The 18,654-nt window shown below is 35.4% G+C and carries 10 protein-coding genes; 3 read left to right on the forward strand and 7 right to left on the reverse strand.

Annotated elements, in window-relative coordinates:
* The first annotated feature begins 61 nt into the window (after positions 1–61).
* From AC07SW_RS06120 to AC07SW_RS06130, 3 genes are all read left to right on the forward strand, one after another.
* Positions 62–607, forward strand: a complete 546-nt coding sequence (locus AC07SW_RS06120; protein ID WP_034572001.1) for a hypothetical protein — start codon at positions 62–64, stop codon at positions 605–607.
* A 139-nt stretch (positions 608–746) separates the two neighbouring features.
* Complete coding sequence (gene copZ / locus AC07SW_RS06125) at positions 747–956, forward strand: copper chaperone CopZ (protein ID WP_034572004.1); 210 nt, start codon at positions 747–749, stop codon at positions 954–956.
* A gap of 1 nt (position 957) precedes the next feature.
* A complete protein-coding gene (locus tag AC07SW_RS06130) occupies positions 958–3,168 on the forward strand; it encodes a heavy metal translocating P-type ATPase (protein WP_494632464.1) in 2,211 nt (736 codons plus the stop codon).
* A 39-nt stretch (positions 3,169–3,207) separates the two neighbouring features.
* On the opposite strand, the gene AC07SW_RS06135 is transcribed toward AC07SW_RS06130, so the two are convergent.
* From AC07SW_RS06135 to AC07SW_RS06165, 7 genes are all read right to left on the reverse strand, one after another.
* Entirely contained in the window at positions 3,208–3,405 is a 198-nt protein-coding gene (locus AC07SW_RS06135) for a hypothetical protein (RefSeq protein WP_034572010.1), read from the reverse strand.
* A 171-nt stretch (positions 3,406–3,576) separates the two neighbouring features.
* On the reverse strand, positions 3,577–4,536 hold the full coding sequence (gene nrdF, locus AC07SW_RS06140; RefSeq protein WP_034572013.1) for a class 1b ribonucleoside-diphosphate reductase subunit beta: 960 nt from the start codon (positions 4,534–4,536) through the stop codon (positions 3,577–3,579).
* Positions 4,537–4,636: 100 nt separating this feature from the next.
* Positions 4,637–6,793, reverse strand: coding sequence for a class 1b ribonucleoside-diphosphate reductase subunit alpha (gene nrdE / locus AC07SW_RS06145; protein WP_311908505.1), 2,157 nt, complete (start codon positions 6,791–6,793; stop codon positions 4,637–4,639).
* 1 nt (position 6,794) lies between these two features.
* Positions 6,795–7,166 (reverse strand): class Ib ribonucleoside-diphosphate reductase assembly flavoprotein NrdI, encoded by a 372-nt coding sequence (gene nrdI / locus AC07SW_RS06150; RefSeq protein ID WP_034572017.1) that lies wholly within the window; start codon positions 7,164–7,166, stop codon positions 6,795–6,797.
* On the reverse strand, positions 7,163–7,396 hold the full coding sequence (locus AC07SW_RS06155; RefSeq protein ID WP_034572020.1) for a glutaredoxin family protein: 234 nt from the start codon (positions 7,394–7,396) through the stop codon (positions 7,163–7,165). Before AC07SW_RS06155 ends, nrdI begins: the two co-directional genes overlap by 4 nt.
* A 316-nt stretch (positions 7,397–7,712) precedes the next feature.
* Positions 7,713–8,261: a DUF5067 domain-containing protein gene (locus tag AC07SW_RS06160; protein WP_034572023.1), complete on the reverse strand. Its 549-nt coding sequence runs from the start codon at positions 8,259–8,261 to the stop codon at positions 7,713–7,715.
* Between the two features lie 120 nt (positions 8,262–8,381).
* Positions 8,382–18,632, reverse strand: a complete 10,251-nt coding sequence (locus AC07SW_RS06165) for an isopeptide-forming domain-containing fimbrial protein (protein WP_494632466.1) — start codon at positions 18,630–18,632, stop codon at positions 8,382–8,384.
* Positions 18,633–18,654 lie beyond the last annotated feature (22 nt).

Raw genomic sequence — 18,654 nt, forward strand, 5'->3', positions numbered from 1 at the left:
TCTCTACTTATTTCTTGTATAATTATTAAAAATACCTATTACATACAAAAAGGATAAACTAATGAAAATATACCTAGTTTTAACAGCTACAAGTAGCTTACTTTCAAAAACAATTAAATTATATACGGGTGCAAATTACAATCATGCCTCCATCGCTCTTTCCTCTGACTTAAATGATTTAACTAGCTTTGGTCGAAAGGACATTAACAATCCATTTATTGGAGGCTTTGTTAAAGAAGATATTTCCCACGCTTTTTTTCTAGACGCACAATGCTCTATTTATACGTGTGAAGTATCACCTAAAGAATATGCTCATCTAAAAAGAGAATTAGATTACTATCATCAACAACAAGATTTCTTTCGTTACAATTTTCTTGGCTTACTCGCTTTAGCTGTCAATGTAAACTACAAACGAGATCACGCTTTTTTTTGCTCTGAATTTATCGCAACACTATTAGAAGAGTGTCAGATTTATCAATTTGATAAATCTCCAAACCTTGTTACTCCCCAAGATTTACAAGCTTCTATTATTTTCAAACCTATTTATACAGGAACAATCAAAAATTATCTTGTCAAAACCCACATACCTCTGTATGACTATGTTTAAAAAACAGCTTCTAATCGAAGTTGTTTTTTATTTTGCTCTTGTTATCTTTTTCTTGACAAAAAACGATTACAAGTGTAAACTTCAATTATCACAAACGTTTACTTCTGTAATCGAAAAAAAGAGAAAGAAGGAATCTATTATGAAACAAACTTTTAAAATCACTGGAATGACTTGTCAACATTGCGTTAAAAATATTGAAACTGCTGTTCAAGAACTAAATGGTCTTAAAAAGATAAAAATTCACTTAAAAAAAGAGACTGCTTTAGTACATTACAACGAAGAACAACTTTCAAGTGAAGCGATTATCAATAAAATTACTGAAGCTGGCTATCAAGCCGAGGTGATTTAATATGAGCCAAGATAAAAATATTGCCATGGATACACTCGTACTCACTGGAATGACCTGTGCAAACTGCGCACAAAAAATTGAAAAAACATTAAATCAACAAGAAGGCGTAGAGTTCGCTAATGTCAATTTAGCAACTGAGAAAGCCACCGTCACCTTCAATACACACACAACTACCTTGGAGCAATTAATTGCAAGTATTGAAAAAACAGGTTATGGGGCTATTCGTTACGACGAAGAACATCGCGCTGAAGTAGCTAGAATCAAAGAGAAGAAAAACAAGCGGTTAAAAGTTGACTTTATTGCAAGCGCGCTTCTTAGTGCACCTATGGTTCTTGCGATGATTTTTATGTTACTTGGCTTCCACAACCCTGTTATTAATTTTTTTGAAAAGTCACTTGTTCAATTTATTCTAGCAACTCCAGTTCAATTTATCATTGGTTGGCGCTTTTATAAAGGAGCCTATCACGCTATTAAATCGCTATCTCCCAATATGGATGTCTTAGTTGCAATGGGAACTTCTGCTGCCTATGCTCTTAGTGTCTACAACGGTTTCTTTTCTGGGAATAGCCATGAGCTTTACTTTGAAAGTAGTGCTGTGATCATTACATTGATTCTATTAGGAAAATATTTAGAGCATAATGCAAAAAATAAAACCGGATCAGCGATTAAACAACTGATGGCGCTACAAGCAAAATCTGCAGTCGTCATTCGAGATGGCAAAGAAATAACTGTTCCAATTGAAGAAGTTCAACCTCATGATCTATTAAGTATTAAACCTGGTGAAAAAATTCCCGTTGACGGAAACATTATCGAAGGTAGTAGCTCATTAGATGAAAGTATGCTTACAGGTGAAAGCTTACCTGTTGACAAGACAACAGGCGACAATGTATTTGGTGGCACTGTCAATACCAATGGTCGTTTAGTGGTTGAAGCGACTAAAATTGGCAGCGAAACTGCTCTTTCTCGTATCATTCAAATGGTAGAAGAAGCTCAAGGCAGCAAAGCTCCGATCCAACAAATTGCCGATCGAATTTCAGCGATTTTCGTGCCAATCGTACTCGTAGTTGCATTAGCAACCTTAGTCATCACTGGATTTCTCACTCAAAATTGGGAAACAGCCTTGATTCATAGTGTAGCTGTGTTAGTTATCGCCTGCCCTTGTGCATTGGGACTTGCTACACCAACTGCAATTATGGTTGGAACGGGACTTGGTGCTAAAAACGGAATATTAATCAAAGGGGGCGAATCCTTAGAAGCCGCTGCAAAAATCCAAGCGATTATTTTAGACAAAACGGGTACAATTACAAAAGGAAAACCTGACGTTACCGATTATGAAACACGTCCAAATACTGATAAAAATGAAATTCTCTCTTGGATGATGGCACTTGAAAAAAATTCAGAACACCCTCTTGGCAAAGCTATTTTCAATTATGGCGCACAAAAAATAGCTATCGATACTCCAAAAGTCGATGACTTCAAAGCCTTAGTTGGATCTGGTATTTCAGGAACAATTAATGGAATGCCGATGTATATGGGAGCCAAACGTTTAATGATTGAAAAAGGAATTGATTTTTCTTATTTTGAAAAAGATATCGAAAGGTTAGAAGCAAGTGGCAAAACAGCAATGCTTTTTGCTAAAGAAGATCAATGTTTAGCAATGATTGCTGTAGCTGATCAAATTAAAGACACGTCAAAAGAGGCCATTGAAAAACTAAAACAACTCAATGTAGATGTGTATATGCTAACGGGTGATAATCGCTTAACTGCAGAAAGTATTGGTCGTGAAGTTGGTTTAACAGCTGATCACATTTTTGCAGAAGTCTTACCTGAAGACAAAGCAAACCACGTTGTGAAACTACAAAAGCAAGGTCTTTTGGTTGCTATGGTTGGCGATGGTATTAATGATGCTCCGGCACTTGCCACAGCTGACGTTGGAATTGCGATGGGCACTGGAACTGACATTGCGATGGAAGCTTCTGATATTACCTTAATGAATGGCGACTTAAACAGCATTCCAAAAACCATTCATTTATCTAAAATCACTTTAAGTAAAATCAAGCAAAACTTATTTTGGGCATTTATTTACAATACGATTGGCATTCCCTTTGCTGCTTTTGGTTTATTAAATCCAATTGTTGCAGGCGGGGCGATGGCTTTTAGTTCTGTAAGTGTCTTGATTAATTCACTAAGCTTAAATCGCCGAAAAATCTAATACAAAAGCCCTGAATTAAAAATAATTCAGGGCTTTTTGCTATTCTTTTTTTCGATTTTTTAAATTAATGACTAATAATACGGCGAAAATAATGGCAATGACTAATAATCCAAACAGACAAATTTTAACCAATAACATATTCTTCGTAAAGAAATAAAGTCCTAAGAATAGAATAATTAAAATTGAATAGATTGAACTTAATTGACTAATCAATTTTTTTTGATCAATATTTTTCATAAACGCTGGCACTCCTTATTCACATTAGTAGCTAAAGCATACCTTAATTTCTTGATGATATCAAATATTTTCAAAATCAGTAAACGATTTTCACAGTTTTTTTAAATTTCCTTACTTTATATAAAAAAAGTTGTTCAAGAAAGACCACAGCCTCCACTGAACAACTCGTTTTTAAAATTCATAATCTGATTTTTGCATAGGTTCTACAACGCCTAATAAATAACCATTTCCCACTTGTGAGAAGAAATCATGATTACTTGTTCCAGCCGAAATCCCATTCATCACGATTGGGTTAACGTCCTCTGCATTATCAGGGAATAACGCATCCATACCTAAATTCATTAACGCTTTGTTTCCGTTATAACGTAAGAAGACTTTTACTTCCTCTGTCCAACCCACTGTATCGTATAACAATTCTGTATACTTCACTTCATTTTCATACAGTTTGTACAACAACTCATATGTCCAACCTTTAAGAGCCATCTGCTCTTCTTCTGGCAATTCATTGAAGCCTAATTGGAACTTATAACCAATGTACGTACCATGAACTGATTCATCGCGAATAATCAATTTAATGATTTCTGCCACGTTTGGTAGTTTGTTGATTCCCAAGTAGTAAAGTGGTGTGTAAAATCCTGAATAGAACAAGAATGTTTCAAGAAAAACGCTGGCCACTTTCTTTTGTAAAGGCGATCCATTTTGGTAAATATCATTGATAATACGTGCTTTTTCTTGAAGAAAAGCATTTGTATTTGTCCAATCAAAAATTTCTTCGATTTCTCTAGGTGTATTCAACGTGCTAAAAATAGACGAATAGCTTTTAGCATGGACCGATTCCATAAATTGAATATTATTAAAAACAGCTTCTTCGTGAGGAGAGCGAACATCGGCTTTCAATGCTTCAATTCCATCTTGTGATTGTAGTGTATCTAGTAAAGTTAAGCCACCAAAAACACGCTCTACTAATGTTTTTTCGATGCTAGACAGCTTGCGCCAATCATCTAAATCATTTGAAATTGGAATACGTGTATCTAACCAAAATTGTTCTGTTAGTTTTTCCCAAGTTTTTTTATCAATTATATCTTCAAAGCTATTCCAATTTATCGCAGCATAGTTTTCTGATTCTGTCATCGTCTAAAATCCCTTCTTATCCAAACAGCATTCAAAATCAATGACTCATTTTAGATAAAATGAACCATCGACTTTGAAGCGTGCATTCGTTTATTCTTATTTAAATCGAGCAACTTTCACAGGCATTACTTCCAATTTCTTGCGTATCGTCAGTAAATGTGCGGATATAATAGATTGATTTTACACCTTTATGGAAGGCGTAGTTACGCAAAATACTTAAATCTCTAGTTGTTTGTTTATCAGAAGTTTTCCATTCATATAGACCCTCTGGCATCGTTGAACGCAAGAATAGCGTTAAGCTCATTCCTTGATCAATATGTTGTTGTGCCGCAGCGTAAACATCGATGACCTTACGCATATCCATGTCGTAGGCTGACGTATAATAAGGAATTGTATCATCCGATAAGAATGGTGCTGGATAATAAGTTTTACCTGTTTTCTTTTCTTGACGTTCTTCAATTCTTTGCGTGATTGGGTGCAAGCTTGCACTTGTTTCATTGACATATGAAATCGATCCATTTGGAGCAACTGCTAAACGGTTTTGATTGTATAAACCATGAGCTTTCACACTTTCACGTAAGTTTTCCCAATCTTCTGGTGTTGGGATAAAAATGCCTTCAAATAATTCTTTGATTTTATCGGTTTCAGGGAACCAAGCTTCATTGATGTATTTATCAAAGTAAGTGCCTGATGCATAATCAGATTCAGCAAAGCTAGCAAAGGTTTCTCCACGTTCTTTAGCAATCGCATTGCTTTCTACTAGCGTCCAGTAGTTTAACAGTAAGAAATAGATATTGATGAAGTCAACCGATTCAGTTGAACCATAGTGAATATGATTCTTCGCTAAATACGTGTGTAAACCCATTGCGCCTAAACCAATCGTATGGGCTTCATCATTTCCGCGCTTAATTGAAGGTACCACACCAATTGATGAGCTATCTGTAATAAATGTCAATGCACGCGTCATCACTCGAACCGATTTCCCAAAGTCTGGTGATTCCATTAAGTTCACGATGTTACTTGAACCTAAGTTACAACTAATATCTGTTCCAATCACTTGATAGCTTTGATCGTCATTAATCACAGATGGTTTTTGAACTTGTAAAATCTCTGAACACAAGTTACTCATTAGAATTTTACCGCTAATTGGATTGCTACGGTTAGCAGTATCAATGTTAATAATGTAAGGATAGCCTGATTCTTGTTGCAATTTACTGATTTCAATTTCTAAATCACGGGCTTTAATTTTTGATTTTTTGATTTCAGGGTTATTTACTAGTTCATCGTATTTAGCTGTGATGTCGATATAAGAGAATGGCTCGCCATAAATGCGCTCCACATCATATGGACTAAATAAATACATATAATCATCGTTTTTTGCCAACTCATAAAATTTATCTGGAACCACTAGCCCAAGAGATAGAGTTTTCACACGAACTTTTTCATCGGCATTTTCTTTTTTAGTCGCTAAGAAAGACACCACATCTGGATGGAAAACACTTAGATAAACCGCTCCAGCACCTTGACGTTGACCTAGTTGGTTACTATATGAAAAACTATCCTCTAGCAATTTCATTACAGGCACTACACCACTTGCAGCTCCTTCATAACCTTTAATAGGGTCACCTGCAGCACGTAAGTTAGAAAGTGAAATCCCAACTCCACCACCAATTCTTGATAATTGCAAAGCACTATTAATTCCACGTCCGATACTGTTCATATCATCCGTTAATTGTAATAAGAAACAAGATACCAATTCCCCACGACGTTTTCGACCTGCATTTAAAAATGAAGGTGTCGCTGGCTGGTAACGTTGGCTGATTAGTTCTTCTGCTAAATCCATTGCCAATTGTTCATTGCCATCTGCAAAGTACAACGCATTAAAGGCGATACGATCTTCGTAACGTTCTAAATAGCGCATATTGTCGTTGGTTTTTAACGCATATTGAGTATAAAATTTATGAGCTCCCATAAATGAACGGAAACGGAATTTTTTGTCATAAACTTGTTGGAATAATTTCTTGATAAATTCAAATGAATAATTGCTTAAAAACGCTTCTTCTACATAATCATTTTCAACCAAATAATCAATTTTCTCTTTTAAGGAATGAAAAAAAACAGTGTTTGGGTTTACATGCTCTAGAAAATAAGCACGAACCGCTTCTTTATCTTTATGTAGTTGGATTTTACCATCTACAGGAATATTTAATTGGTTGTTTAACTTGAAGTAGCTCGGGTTGTGTTGTTCTTTTGGAATATCATAAACGTTCAATCTGCTCAACCTCTTTCTTAAAATTAATGACATCTTGGTCTGTTCCACTGAATTCAAATTCAAAAATCATCGGAACGTTGTAAAGTTTGGCTAAATCTTTTGCTGTGAAAACAAACAAGTCCGCAAAATTACGATTTCCACCACCTGCAACACCCTTTAAGTGTTGTTGGTTATCGCCATATTCAATAAAATCATTGATAATCTCAGTGACTTCGATGTCATATGTCGGTGCAACTACAATATAATCTTCTTCAATTGGTTGAAAAGGATTCGTTGCATTGACTTCATAGCTATCTAACCCTAGCTTTTTGACAAATCTTCTTGTTTGTCCAGTCAATGAAAAGTAAACGATTTTCATATTGCTTTCAGTTCTTTTAGACGTTCAGGCTGAAATCCAACGATTGGCTCAATTCCTTCCACTAAAACAACAGGAACACTCATAAACCCTTTTTCTTTTAAGAAATTAAGATGATCTTCATCTTCCATAATATTTCTTTCATGAAATTCAATATTTTCGTTCTTTAATAAGAACTTTGTCATATCACATTGTGGACAATTTGGTTTACTATATACATGAATTTTACTCATTTTCAATTCCTCCAGTTACGTAAAAAATTAATTAATTTATTCAACAAATTCTATTATAGGCTACCCGAGAAAGAAACACAATATATTGTACCTAAATCTTCATTTTTATTTAACAATACTATATATAGCGTTTGTTTTTTTCTTAAGGAAACCTTATTATAGTCTAATTTACAGGAAAAAAGCAATCAATTTCTACTGCGTTTCCCTTTATTTTTTAGTTGCTGCTTGTTTTAACTTGTTCTAACAACCTTTCGCCACAAAAAAATAAAACAACTAAATGTTGCCCTCTCTTTTAAGGAAACATTTAGCAGTTTATTTATAAGTGATCGGTTCCTGCTGGCAACCCTTTTTCAACATCAATCATAACTGTATCGATTACTTCATCATTTTCATCAAAAAAGATTAGGTTGACTGGATTGACATTATTTCTTAGTTTCCAGCCATCAATGCAATCAATTGTTTCTGATTGCCCAACATATTTATCCGCATTTTGAATCAACTCATTATCAGTGTCTGTTAAACTAGCATACTCAAAGTAGGCTTGCGAAATGTACGTATCTCCATCTGGCATAGCGGATGCTTGGCTAATGTCTAAATAAGTATCATTAGCAGACATCTCTTCTTCACTATTGTTTTTAAATGTATAATAAATAAGCACTGCTGGTAATGCTTCGTTATCCCGAACTACTTTATAGCCTGTAAGCTGCAATTCAAAAGTTTCTCCAGTAACGGTTTTATTTAATTTGTAAAACTTATCATAATTAAAGGCATTCTCAATAGTATTTGACTCTTTTTTCATTCTAGTACAACCTACCAATAAAAATACCATAAAAAGAAATACGATGATTTTCTTTGACTTTCCCACTTATTTCCCTCCCTTTAAGTCTTCTTCTTTTTATTAATTATAACATATTCAATTTATCTATTCTTGAATTAAATAAAAATCAGTTCTTAGAAATGATTTCTCTAAGAACTGATTTTTTGATTATCTAACTATTCTTGTTCGACGTTTATGCGTAAAGTATAACGTAGACAAGCCTAATAATAATACTCCTACTTGTTGAATCAGTTGATTCCTCTCATCTTCCCCAGTTTGTGGCATTTTTTGATTCACTGGCGGTGTTGGATTCATTGGCGGCAAAGGACTAGGTTGCGTGTTAGTTTGAGGTACTATCGGCTTAGTGACAATCGTTTGAACCTCATTACTATCTAAGTCTTGACCTTCTGTTATAGATGGATCATCCGAAACAAGAGAGGCAATATTTGAAATGGTTGTTGTCTCACTGGGAATATCTGTAATCTTCACTTGGAATCGAATAGTCACACTTTGATTCCCTCGTAATCCTTCAATCATCACAGAAAGGTGACGTCCTTGCCAAATAGTATCATCTGCCAACTTAATGCTTTCACCTGTTGTATTAGTAACTGTTGTGCTGTCTGGAAGATAGGCAGTATGCTCTGGTATAGTATCTGTAACTTGACCAGACCACAGACCGCCATTGGGTCCATTTTTCACGACTAATTCATAGGTTAATACCTCCCCAACTGTGGCATTTTTTTGATCGACCACTTTTAAAATTGATATTTCAGAGGCTATTTTATTGTCTACGGACGGATGTTGTTCAATTCGTGTTTCAGGTTGACCAGCTACTTGAACTGCCGTACCAGTAACATCTGCTGTATTCAAGATAGTAGTGTTCTCAGCTACTTTTTGTCCAATCAGCACCTCAAAGGAAATAACAGCTTTTTCACCACTAAGCAATCTGCCTACCTCAACTGTAATCGTTTGGCCAACAACATGTTCATCCCCTAACCGTTCTGAGTTTAAATGTAGGGTTCCTTTGATATAACTCAAGCCGTTTGGCAATTGATCTTGCATAACAACTTGATTGACGTTTGCTGGTCCCGTGCTGATATTTTCAATCACAATTTCATAGCGTAATTTATCCCCTACTTTTACTGCTTTTCCACTGACATCTTCTGTTCCTTGGTAAGCTTTCTTAGTAGAATTTAATTTTCCTGGACCAGCCTGTAGAATAAATTCTGTTTCATCTTCTACTGGCTCCGTTAGAACTCCGTCCCCATTTGCACCAATAAATGTTGCTTTATTAACAATCGCTTTATCAAACTCAAGAGAGGTTACTAGAACCTTGAATTCAATGGTTAATTCTTCATTTTCTGCTAGCTTAATGTCTTTGATTGTTAACGAATTATTTTTCCAAATACCTGCATCTGCAATGTCTTTATTTGCAATTTTAGTCGTATTTGGTTGGTAACGAACTCCTGCTGGTAACGTATCCGTCACTACACCATCTTGTAAGAAACCTGCATTTTTGGCATTGCTAACAACCAAGCGGTACGTCAAAATAGTATTGGTAAAAGAATGCCCATTGAATTGAGGTGTTCCGTCTGTAACTGTTTTTATAATGTTTGGTTCTGGTTGCGCATTATTTAAAACATTAGGTGTTTCTTTTAATTCCGTTTCTTTTTCAGGTTCTTCTGAATTGACAGCGGTCATTCCTTTTGCTGTTGCAATATTTGCAATAATTCCACTTGCTTTATTGGTTATTTTCACATCAAATATCACCACTGCTTTTTCTCTTGATTTCAAGGTACCAATGTTCAATGATAAGAATTGTTTCTCTTGATTAACGGCATCATCACTTTGTTGAATCAATTGGTTATCTTTTTCTAAATAAAGAGTATTTGGCAAATAGGATACTCCGCTTGGAAGTAAATCTTCAACAATAACATCATGTACTTCTGAAAGTTTTTTCTCGCTTGTATTTTCTACTATCACTTTATAGCGAATGGTGTCATTAACATTAACTACTGTGTTATGAATGTTGTCACCATCTGATCCATCTGCATGAACGGCATAAACGGATTTAATCGCATCAATTTCACCTGGATCCGCAATAACATCAAATTTTGCACTGTCTTTTTGTTCCGTTATTGGATTATTGTAACTGTCTGTTCCGTTCATATAAGCAGTATTTAAAATATCTGTAACTACTTGCGGAACAGCTACTTTTACTTTGAATTTGATTTCCATCATTTCGCCACCAGCCAATTCAATATTACTTAATTTGAATTGATTGTTTGTCCAACTAAGTTGATCAGTATTATCTTCGATAGAAACGCCATTTATTGTGGTTGTTCCAGGTTGGTACTGTACTTCTTTTGGTAAGTTGTCTTCAACCGTTCCGTTTTTCAACACACTCGCACCTACTTCATTATGCAAAACGAGTGTGTAGATTAGGATACTCTCATTAAATACTACTGTTTTATTTATCGCATTTTCTTCGGTAACAGATTTTTTAATGCTTGGTTTTGGATGAACTTCATTTTTAACTGAATTCGTTGGAGTTTCTCCAATTTCTAAATTTTCACGATTTGGATCTTGTGGATCTGAGGGGGTTGGTGTCACAACCCCGTTAACTAAAGCTATATTGGTTAATAGTCCATCCGCCTTTTTATCCACGGTTACTTCAAAGCGAATAATCGCTTTTTCACCACTTAACAGATGTCCTATCGCTAAGTTTAAATAGTCGTTTCCATTTGAATCTGTAATTACGTTATCTGCTACGGTTTTTCCATTGACGGTTGTGGTACCTTTGATATAATTTAACCCCACTGGAATTGCATCTGTCACTACAATGTCGCGTACTTCAGAAATATCTAGCTCTGTATTGGTTACGATAATTTCATAGCATAAAGTATCGCCAATCTTAACTACTTGATTTTCAATTGGCTCACCAGCTTTATTGTAGACCGCTTTGACGGGTTCAATCTTACCTGGTCGTGGAACTACGTTTAATTTAGCGGAATCTGAAGCTTCTTCGGATGGTAGATTGTCTTTATCGGTACCATTAAAGGTTGCTTTATTTACAATTCCTGCCGTTGCTTTAGCAACGGTTATTTTAGCTTTAAATGTAATCGTCATAAATTCACCTGAAGCTAATTCAATTTGATCAAATCTAAAATTGTTGCCATTCCAATAGTTTTTTTCAGCATCTTGCCCATTTATTTGAGTAGTTCCTTCTTGATAAATAACGCCATCTGGCAATTTATCTGTTACAACCCCGTTATAAAGGTGTCCACTTCCCTCTTCATTGCGTACAATTAAGGTGTAGACTACTGTGTCTCCATTAAAGTTATTCTCTTGGCTAACTGATTTTTCAATACTTGGTTTTGGTTTAGCTTCGTTCACTACTGGTGGTGTTTGACTACTATCTGGTTCAGCTGGCTCGTTTGGTTTAGGTGTAATTACCCCATTGGCTACAGCAATATTAGTTAATTTCCCACTCGCATTTGACATAACTTCAACCTCAAAAGAAATAACCGTTTGTTCCTTGCTGGCTAAATGTCCAATTGAAACTTCAAGCAGCTGATTTCCTGGACTAGCAGGGTTTTCAAAAATAAGTTCGTCGTCATTTGACATTAATTGATTATTGACAGTTAATGTATTTTTCACATATTTTAGACCTGTTGGAATAGCATCTTTTACAATCACATCACGTACTTCAGAAAAAGGAGTCTCAGTAATGTTCGAGACACTAATTTCATAGCGAATTGTCTCGCCAACTTTAACCTTATGATTATTGATATCTGTGCCATCTTTCCCATAGACCGCTTTTTTGGCTTCTAGTTTGCCGGGACTGTTGATAATTGTAACCGTCACATCGTCTTTTTTAGGCGGTAGCTTGTTTCCGTCACCGTCTTCACCCACAACTGTTGCTTCATTGAGGATGTTCATTGGAACTGCAGTTGCTGCTACTTTAACGGTAAAACTAATCTTCATTTCTTGTCCACTAACTAATTCAATATTTTCTTTTTTGAAAGTATTTCCTTGCCAATTTTCATCTCCTACTGACTTCCCATCAATAAAGGTTGATTTCGGTTTGTAAACAAGACCCTGTGGCAAGGAATCTTCTACCACACCATTTTTTAGTAACCCTGCTCCTGTTTGATTCGTTACAATTAACGTGTAGATTAACTCGTCTTCGTTAAATGCAGGTAGTGGTACCATCTCATGAGTTGTTTCATTTGTTGTGCCCACAGCTTTTACTGACTTTCTAATGGTTGGTTCAGGTTGAATCAGATTATTTACTGGTGGTGTTGTTTTATCACCAGTCGGCGTATCTGTTTCAGTTGGTGTCTGATTTGTTGTTCCATTTGCGATTGCAATATTTTTTAATGTTCCACTCGCATTTTTAGAAACGACTACTTCAAAGGATACCGTTGCTGTTGCTAAACTTCCTAATGTACCGATTGGTAGATTTAAATGGTAGATTCCAGTTTTTGAATCTAATGTAATAGCATCATCTTTTTGCAATACTCCATCTAAGGTTAACGAACCTGCTACATAAGTTAAACCAAATGGAATTTCATCTTTCAAGTGAACCTCTCGAACTTCGGAAAGAGGTGCTTCAGTTGTATTTGACACAATAATTTCGTAACGAATTGTGTCTGACACACTAACTTTCCCATCATTAATTGATTCACCCGCTTGGTTATAGACTGCTTTTTTGGCTTCTAACTCGCCTGTATTGCTAATCACTTTAACAGGAACTTTGGCTTCAACCTTCTTAGTACCTTCGCCATTGACATCTTTACCTAGGAAGCTGGCTGTATTGGTAATTGTTTGAAGTTCTTTGACTTTTATTTTAACTTTAAAACGAATGGTCATTTCTTGATTCTCGATTAACTCAATATCTCTTTTATTAAAGATATTGTCTTTCCAATTGTCATCATTTACTTTTTTGCCATCGATTTCTGTCGAGCCCTCCACATAGGTAATTCCGACTGGTAAACGATCTTCAACTTCTCCAAAATACAATTTACCTGCGTTTTTTTCATTTTTGATGACTAAGGTATAGTAAAATTCATCGTCATTGAATGCAACACCTTGATTATCCAACGATTTTGTAATGGATGGTGCAATTGGAACGCTATTTTTAACGGTTTCAGTTTCTGCTTTTGATGGTTTGGTAATGGTCAAATCATCTGGTTGCAAGGCTACTTCCCCTTCGGATTGGGCTGTATTCGTGAATTCTCCACTAGCCGAATCAAGTACGATAACATCTAATAAAATTTCAATTGACTTACCACCTGTCAATTCTTTTAGTTCAACAGAAAGAGTTTCTTCCCCTTGATCATTTTTTGTTACTTTCGCAATCGCAGTATTATCCCCCACTACTTTCAACGTATTATCAACATAATAAACGCTACTTGGTAACAGGTCACTTACTGTTATATTTTTAATAGTTGAAAGTGACTTGCCTTCGTTTTTCACTACAATTCTGTATTGAATTTGATCGCCAACTTGAAGTTTTTCTCCATTGATATTGGTTGCAATTTTCCCTGTAGAATATACAGCTTTTGTCGCGGACAGTACCCCTGGTGAAGCAACAATATCAAATTTTGCTTCGGCTGTGTTGCCGATAACTTCTTTTTTATCTTTGTCTGTTCCTTTAATTGAAACTTTATTTACGATATCTGTTTTCAACTGTTCTGATTTCACTTTTACTTTAAAGAGAACTTTGAAGGATTCGTTTTCTGCCAAGGTAAATCCTGAAATTCTTAACTTTCCTTCTATCCACACATCTTGATCTTTTAACTTTTCAATTTTTCCGTCTTCGTAATGAATCTCTGTACTTTCTGCAATATAACTTACTTCATCTGGTAATTTTTTATCCTCAATTTCGCCATTAAAAAGAACTCCTGCATTTTTCCCATTGGCAACTGTTAAGGTATAAGTCAATGTATCTTCATTAAAAGTTTGCAAATTTTCATTTTCTTTTGCGTTACGTATCTCCTCACCTACATTACGGCCCACTTCTTTTTTGATCGTTGGTTTTGGAGGCACATGATTTTGAACGCGGTCTGAATCATGTGTCTCAGCAGGTTTTGTTGGTTTGTCCTCTTCAGGTAACTTAGGATCCGTTGGTTCGGTAATGACATTTCCTTTTGAGGTTGCAATATTCGTTATTTCACCACTCGCTTCTTTTGTAACCGTCACTTTGAATGTTAGTGTAGCAAATTCACCGCCTTTGAGCGTCCCAACTAAAGCATCAATGGCTTGCTTTTCAATGTTGATAGTGTCTTCATCTTTTAGAGCAGTGACGGTGTCTCCAATTGTTAACTCCAAACTATTGGGCACATAAGCCAATCCTTTTGGCAACTGATCCTGTAAGTGAACGTTTTTCACTTCAGTTGCTCTATCGCCTGTATTGGCTACGCTAATTTGATAAGCAATTGTATCATTAACTTGAACATTTCCATTGTTGATCGTGCTATCTAGCGAGCCATCTTCCGTTAAGCTATAAACTTCTTTCGTTGCTGCGAGTTTACCTGGACTTGGAACAAGTTCAAATTCTGCCTCAGCATCCTTTTCGTAATTTTTGGAATCCTTTCCTTCATTACTTGTTCCCGTAATTTTCGCATAATTAATAATGGGTTTTTCAAATACAGCCTCTATCACTTTAACTTGGTATTGGATGGTAATGGTTTCTCCCTCTTTTAAAGTTAGTCCTGATAAGGAGAAATTACGCTCATTCCAATACTTGTCATTTTGAGCGCCTTCATGAATAACGCCATTTTGATCGATAATAACTGTGCTACCTGTTTCATAGGCCACTTCATCTGGTAGCTGATCTGTTACTTTGCCATTTACTAATAAACCGGCTTTTTTTGTATTGCTTATTACAAGTTCGTAATTTAAAACGTCATCTTTAAAAGCAAACTTACGATCAATTGACTTTGTGATTGTTGGATCTGGATCAACTACTGTGGTTGTACTTGAGTTGGGAGGGTTTAAAGAAATATCCGGCTGTGACGGTGTTTTATCAATAAATCCAACTACTTGCGCTTCATTTTTCAATGTTCCACTTGCTTGTTTCGTCACTCTAACATTAAATGTAACGACTGTTCGCTTGTCTAGTTCTTGATTGGTTCCTTGTAAATTCTTAATCTTAACAGTTAAAATAGGATGCATGGGATCTGCTGTATTCATTTCTGCATCTGCAACAACTTTTCCTGATCTAGTAACCGTTAACGTACCTTGCATATATTCTAAACCTTCTGGTATAACATCTTTGATTTCGATATCTCGAACCGCCGTATTTTCATCTAATGGATTCCAAACAACAATTTGGTACTGAATAATGTCTCCAACAGCTACATTTTCACCGTCATTAGATTCGCCAACAGTACCATCCACAATTGGAAAGACAGATTTCTCTGATTCTAGTTCTCCTGGTTGGAAAACGAATCTTGTGTCTACTTTGTCTTTATCAGTTGTTTTAAAAAGTTTATCTTTGTCGGTCCCACTAACTTCGGCCTCATTTTTCAAGATTTCCCCAGCAATTGACACATCTGGAATCACCTTAAAGGCAATGACTGCCTGTTGGGTACGGTTCATGGTTAAATCACTAATGGTTAAAACATCTCGTCCTTCTGTATTTTGGCTCCATGAAGAAGTCACATTACGAAATTCTCTTTTCAAAGCTGGATCTGTTATTAACTTTGTAGTGGGTTTTGTATCAATTATAATCGTAGCGTCTCCTAGTGGTTTTAAACCTGCTGGCAAGATATCGGTTATGACTCCATTATGAAGTGCTCCGGATTCTTCATCTAAGGTGACAACCAACCTGTATTCAAAGGGTTCTCCAACATAACCTACCGAATTAGCCATTTTTTTAATGTTAACGTTAGGTTCAATGTAGTTTTCTACTGAATTTGACGTGTAGTCAATAGACGCTCCCCATGAATTGTCAACAAAATCATTCTCTCTTACTTGTCCTTTTACTAATGCCGTATTTTCTAGAATCCCACTAGCATCCGGAGTTAATTCTACTTCAATTGTAATTAACATTCTCGCATCCTTAGGATCGTTTGTAATACTTAACAATTTATTTCTAGCAATTCTAGATACTGCAATTGATAGTTCATTTCCGTTTAACTCAAATAATTTTGAATTAATTGGTGGCTTCCCATCAATAGAAACTTTAATTTTAGATGGGTCACTTACATTAATTCCAGCTGGTAATGTGTCAATAATATCAGTAGGTTTAATTTGACTATAGAGCTCACCTATTGCCGTAATTTGTATATCGTAACGCAACTTATTACTTCCGATAATAGTTGCTTTATTGTCTTTAATATCTGTAGTGACCCATTTTTCTGTCTGTTCTTTTGATTTTTCAAGAACTTCTACGGTTTTATCAACCTTTAAACTAATTGCTTTTTTAGGGTGAGCCATTACTTCAGCTTTATTTGCAAATTTTATAGATGCTTTTCCATTTTTATCAATCCCCATACCATTAATAGACATGGTGTACATCTGCATAAATGCTTTTGAATCTCTAGGAGTCATAATCCATTCTGTTACTAATTCTAATTTTTCTCCTGCTCCTAAAGGTTCTTTTATAGTAAATCCATTATTTTCATCTGTTAAGTCTATTTGATAGTCCAAAATATAGCCTTCTTCAACACTGCCTTGCATTTGCCAAACATCGTCATCATTCAAAGAAATTCGATCAACTTCAACATTATCTTTATATCTAATTAGAACTGGATTAGGCAACTTCCTTAAACCACGTGCACTAGCTTGTGGAATACCTGCATCTGAAGGAATGGAAATGAAGTGTGCTTTGACGGCATCTGTTCCATCTGTATAAATCATTTCTTGTCTGAATGTTACCTTATCTCCATAATAACCTTCAATTATATCTGCTGTTACTTTATTTTCAATAATTGGAGCACGCGCAATTAACCCTAATTCATTTGGGTTTCCTTCACTAGCATTACTAATTCTGTTGGCCTCTCCTTCAAATTCAAACTTATATTGTTCACCGTTATCTCCTGTTATTAAATATCCAGATGCCTCTAATATCATAATAGAATATTTTGATGCGTCTTTGTTCTCTCTTAAAGGTAAATAAGCTACACCTTTATCATCTGTATAAATAGTATAAATTTCATCATCTGCTAGGACATTTTTCACACCTAGTTTAACATTAGGGATTGTCATTCCTGATAAGCTATCTTTCGTGACAACCTTTGTTGCTTGAGGATAAGTCCCTTTCAGTATGAATTCTGAAGAAGAAACACTTTTTTTATTAGAGGTTTCATAGTAGATATCAAAATTCGGTTTAAAATCATTAAACCCTGAATGTAAATTAAAAATTGAATCGTAATTAACTCCAAGTTTTAAAAGCAAGGAAAAATCATAAGTATACGTACCCGCAGGAAGATTATCTCCTATAAATCCATCCTCCATATCTTCATAAAAATCATAATATGCATCATTTGAGTTTCCAGAAGAATCTGTATACGTAATATCTATAGGGGTTGTAATCCCAGTATCTGTCCAAAATGAATCCAACCCCAAATTGTTATCAAATCTTAACTCATTGAAGTCTTCTTCACTTGTAATCGTCATTCTAAATCGGACTTCTTTTTTATAATCACTTGGAGTCGCTAGTGTAGGATTCGTTATTTCATTTCCACTTTCATCAATCACTGCGAAACTTGTTTTTACATCTGCAGATTTAACTTGTTTTGTTTTTTCTAGGTTCTCTGATTCCTTTGAATTTTCTACTTTTTCTTCTTTATTTACAACAACCGTTAGCGGTCGTGCAGTATAGGTTTGTCCATCTCTCGTGGTTTGAACTGTAATATTATGACTTCCTGACTCTACTCCTTTAAACACCAATAAAACTTTTTTAGGTTTTTGTTCTTTTTCTTCAACGGGTGGTGTATTTTCTATTTTAGAAGCAACTTCAGCTTCTTCTTTAGAAAGTAATCCTGCTTTTTCTGCAAGTGTCGTTGCTTCTTGTTGAACCTCTTCTTGCGTTTCATTCGTTTCTACTGTTGGTGACGTTACCCAGTTCACTAAAATATTCCCAGCTTCTTTACTATACGCCACTGTCACTTGGTTCTCTTGATTTGCACTATTCGTTGCTTCTTGATCTAACTCTAACCCTGGCAAAATCGTAACTGATAATTGCTGATCCGATGGATTATCAGATTTGATAACTGTCGTTAATTTTTCTCCCAATAAAATAGAAGCTTGGTCTAGTTTCTCTCCCGCTTCATTTGTAAAATATAAATCTTCAATTTGATTATTAACCCCGTCAGCAAATGCTTTGACACTTGTGGTTGCTGTTGCAACGACTTGAATAAACATGCTCAAAGTCAATAACCAATGAATTAATTTGCTTTTTTTCATTTTTTATCCTACTCCTTTCAGA

Source organism: Carnobacterium sp. GW821-FHT04C06, from assembly GCF_059420345.1.

Coding starts and splice junctions, on each gene's coding strand:
- AC07SW_RS06120 (WP_034572001.1), top strand. CDS start 62: ATGAAAATATACCTAGTTTTAACAGCTACAAGTAGCTTACTTTCAAAA.
- copZ (WP_034572004.1), top strand. CDS start 747: ATGAAACAAACTTTTAAAATCACTGGAATGACTTGTCAACATTGCGTT.
- AC07SW_RS06130 (WP_494632464.1), top strand. CDS start 958: ATGAGCCAAGATAAAAATATTGCCATGGATACACTCGTACTCACTGGA.
- AC07SW_RS06135 (WP_034572010.1), bottom strand. CDS start 3,405: ATGAAAAATATTGATCAAAAAAAATTGATTAGTCAATTAAGTTCAATC.
- nrdF (WP_034572013.1), bottom strand. CDS start 4,536: ATGACAGAATCAGAAAACTATGCTGCGATAAATTGGAATAGCTTTGAA.
- nrdI (WP_034572017.1), bottom strand. CDS start 7,166: ATGAAAATCGTTTACTTTTCATTGACTGGACAAACAAGAAGATTTGTC.
- AC07SW_RS06155 (WP_034572020.1), bottom strand. CDS start 7,396: ATGAGTAAAATTCATGTATATAGTAAACCAAATTGTCCACAATGTGAT.
- AC07SW_RS06165 (WP_494632466.1), bottom strand. CDS start 18,632: ATGAAAAAAAGCAAATTAATTCATTGGTTATTGACTTTGAGCATGTTT.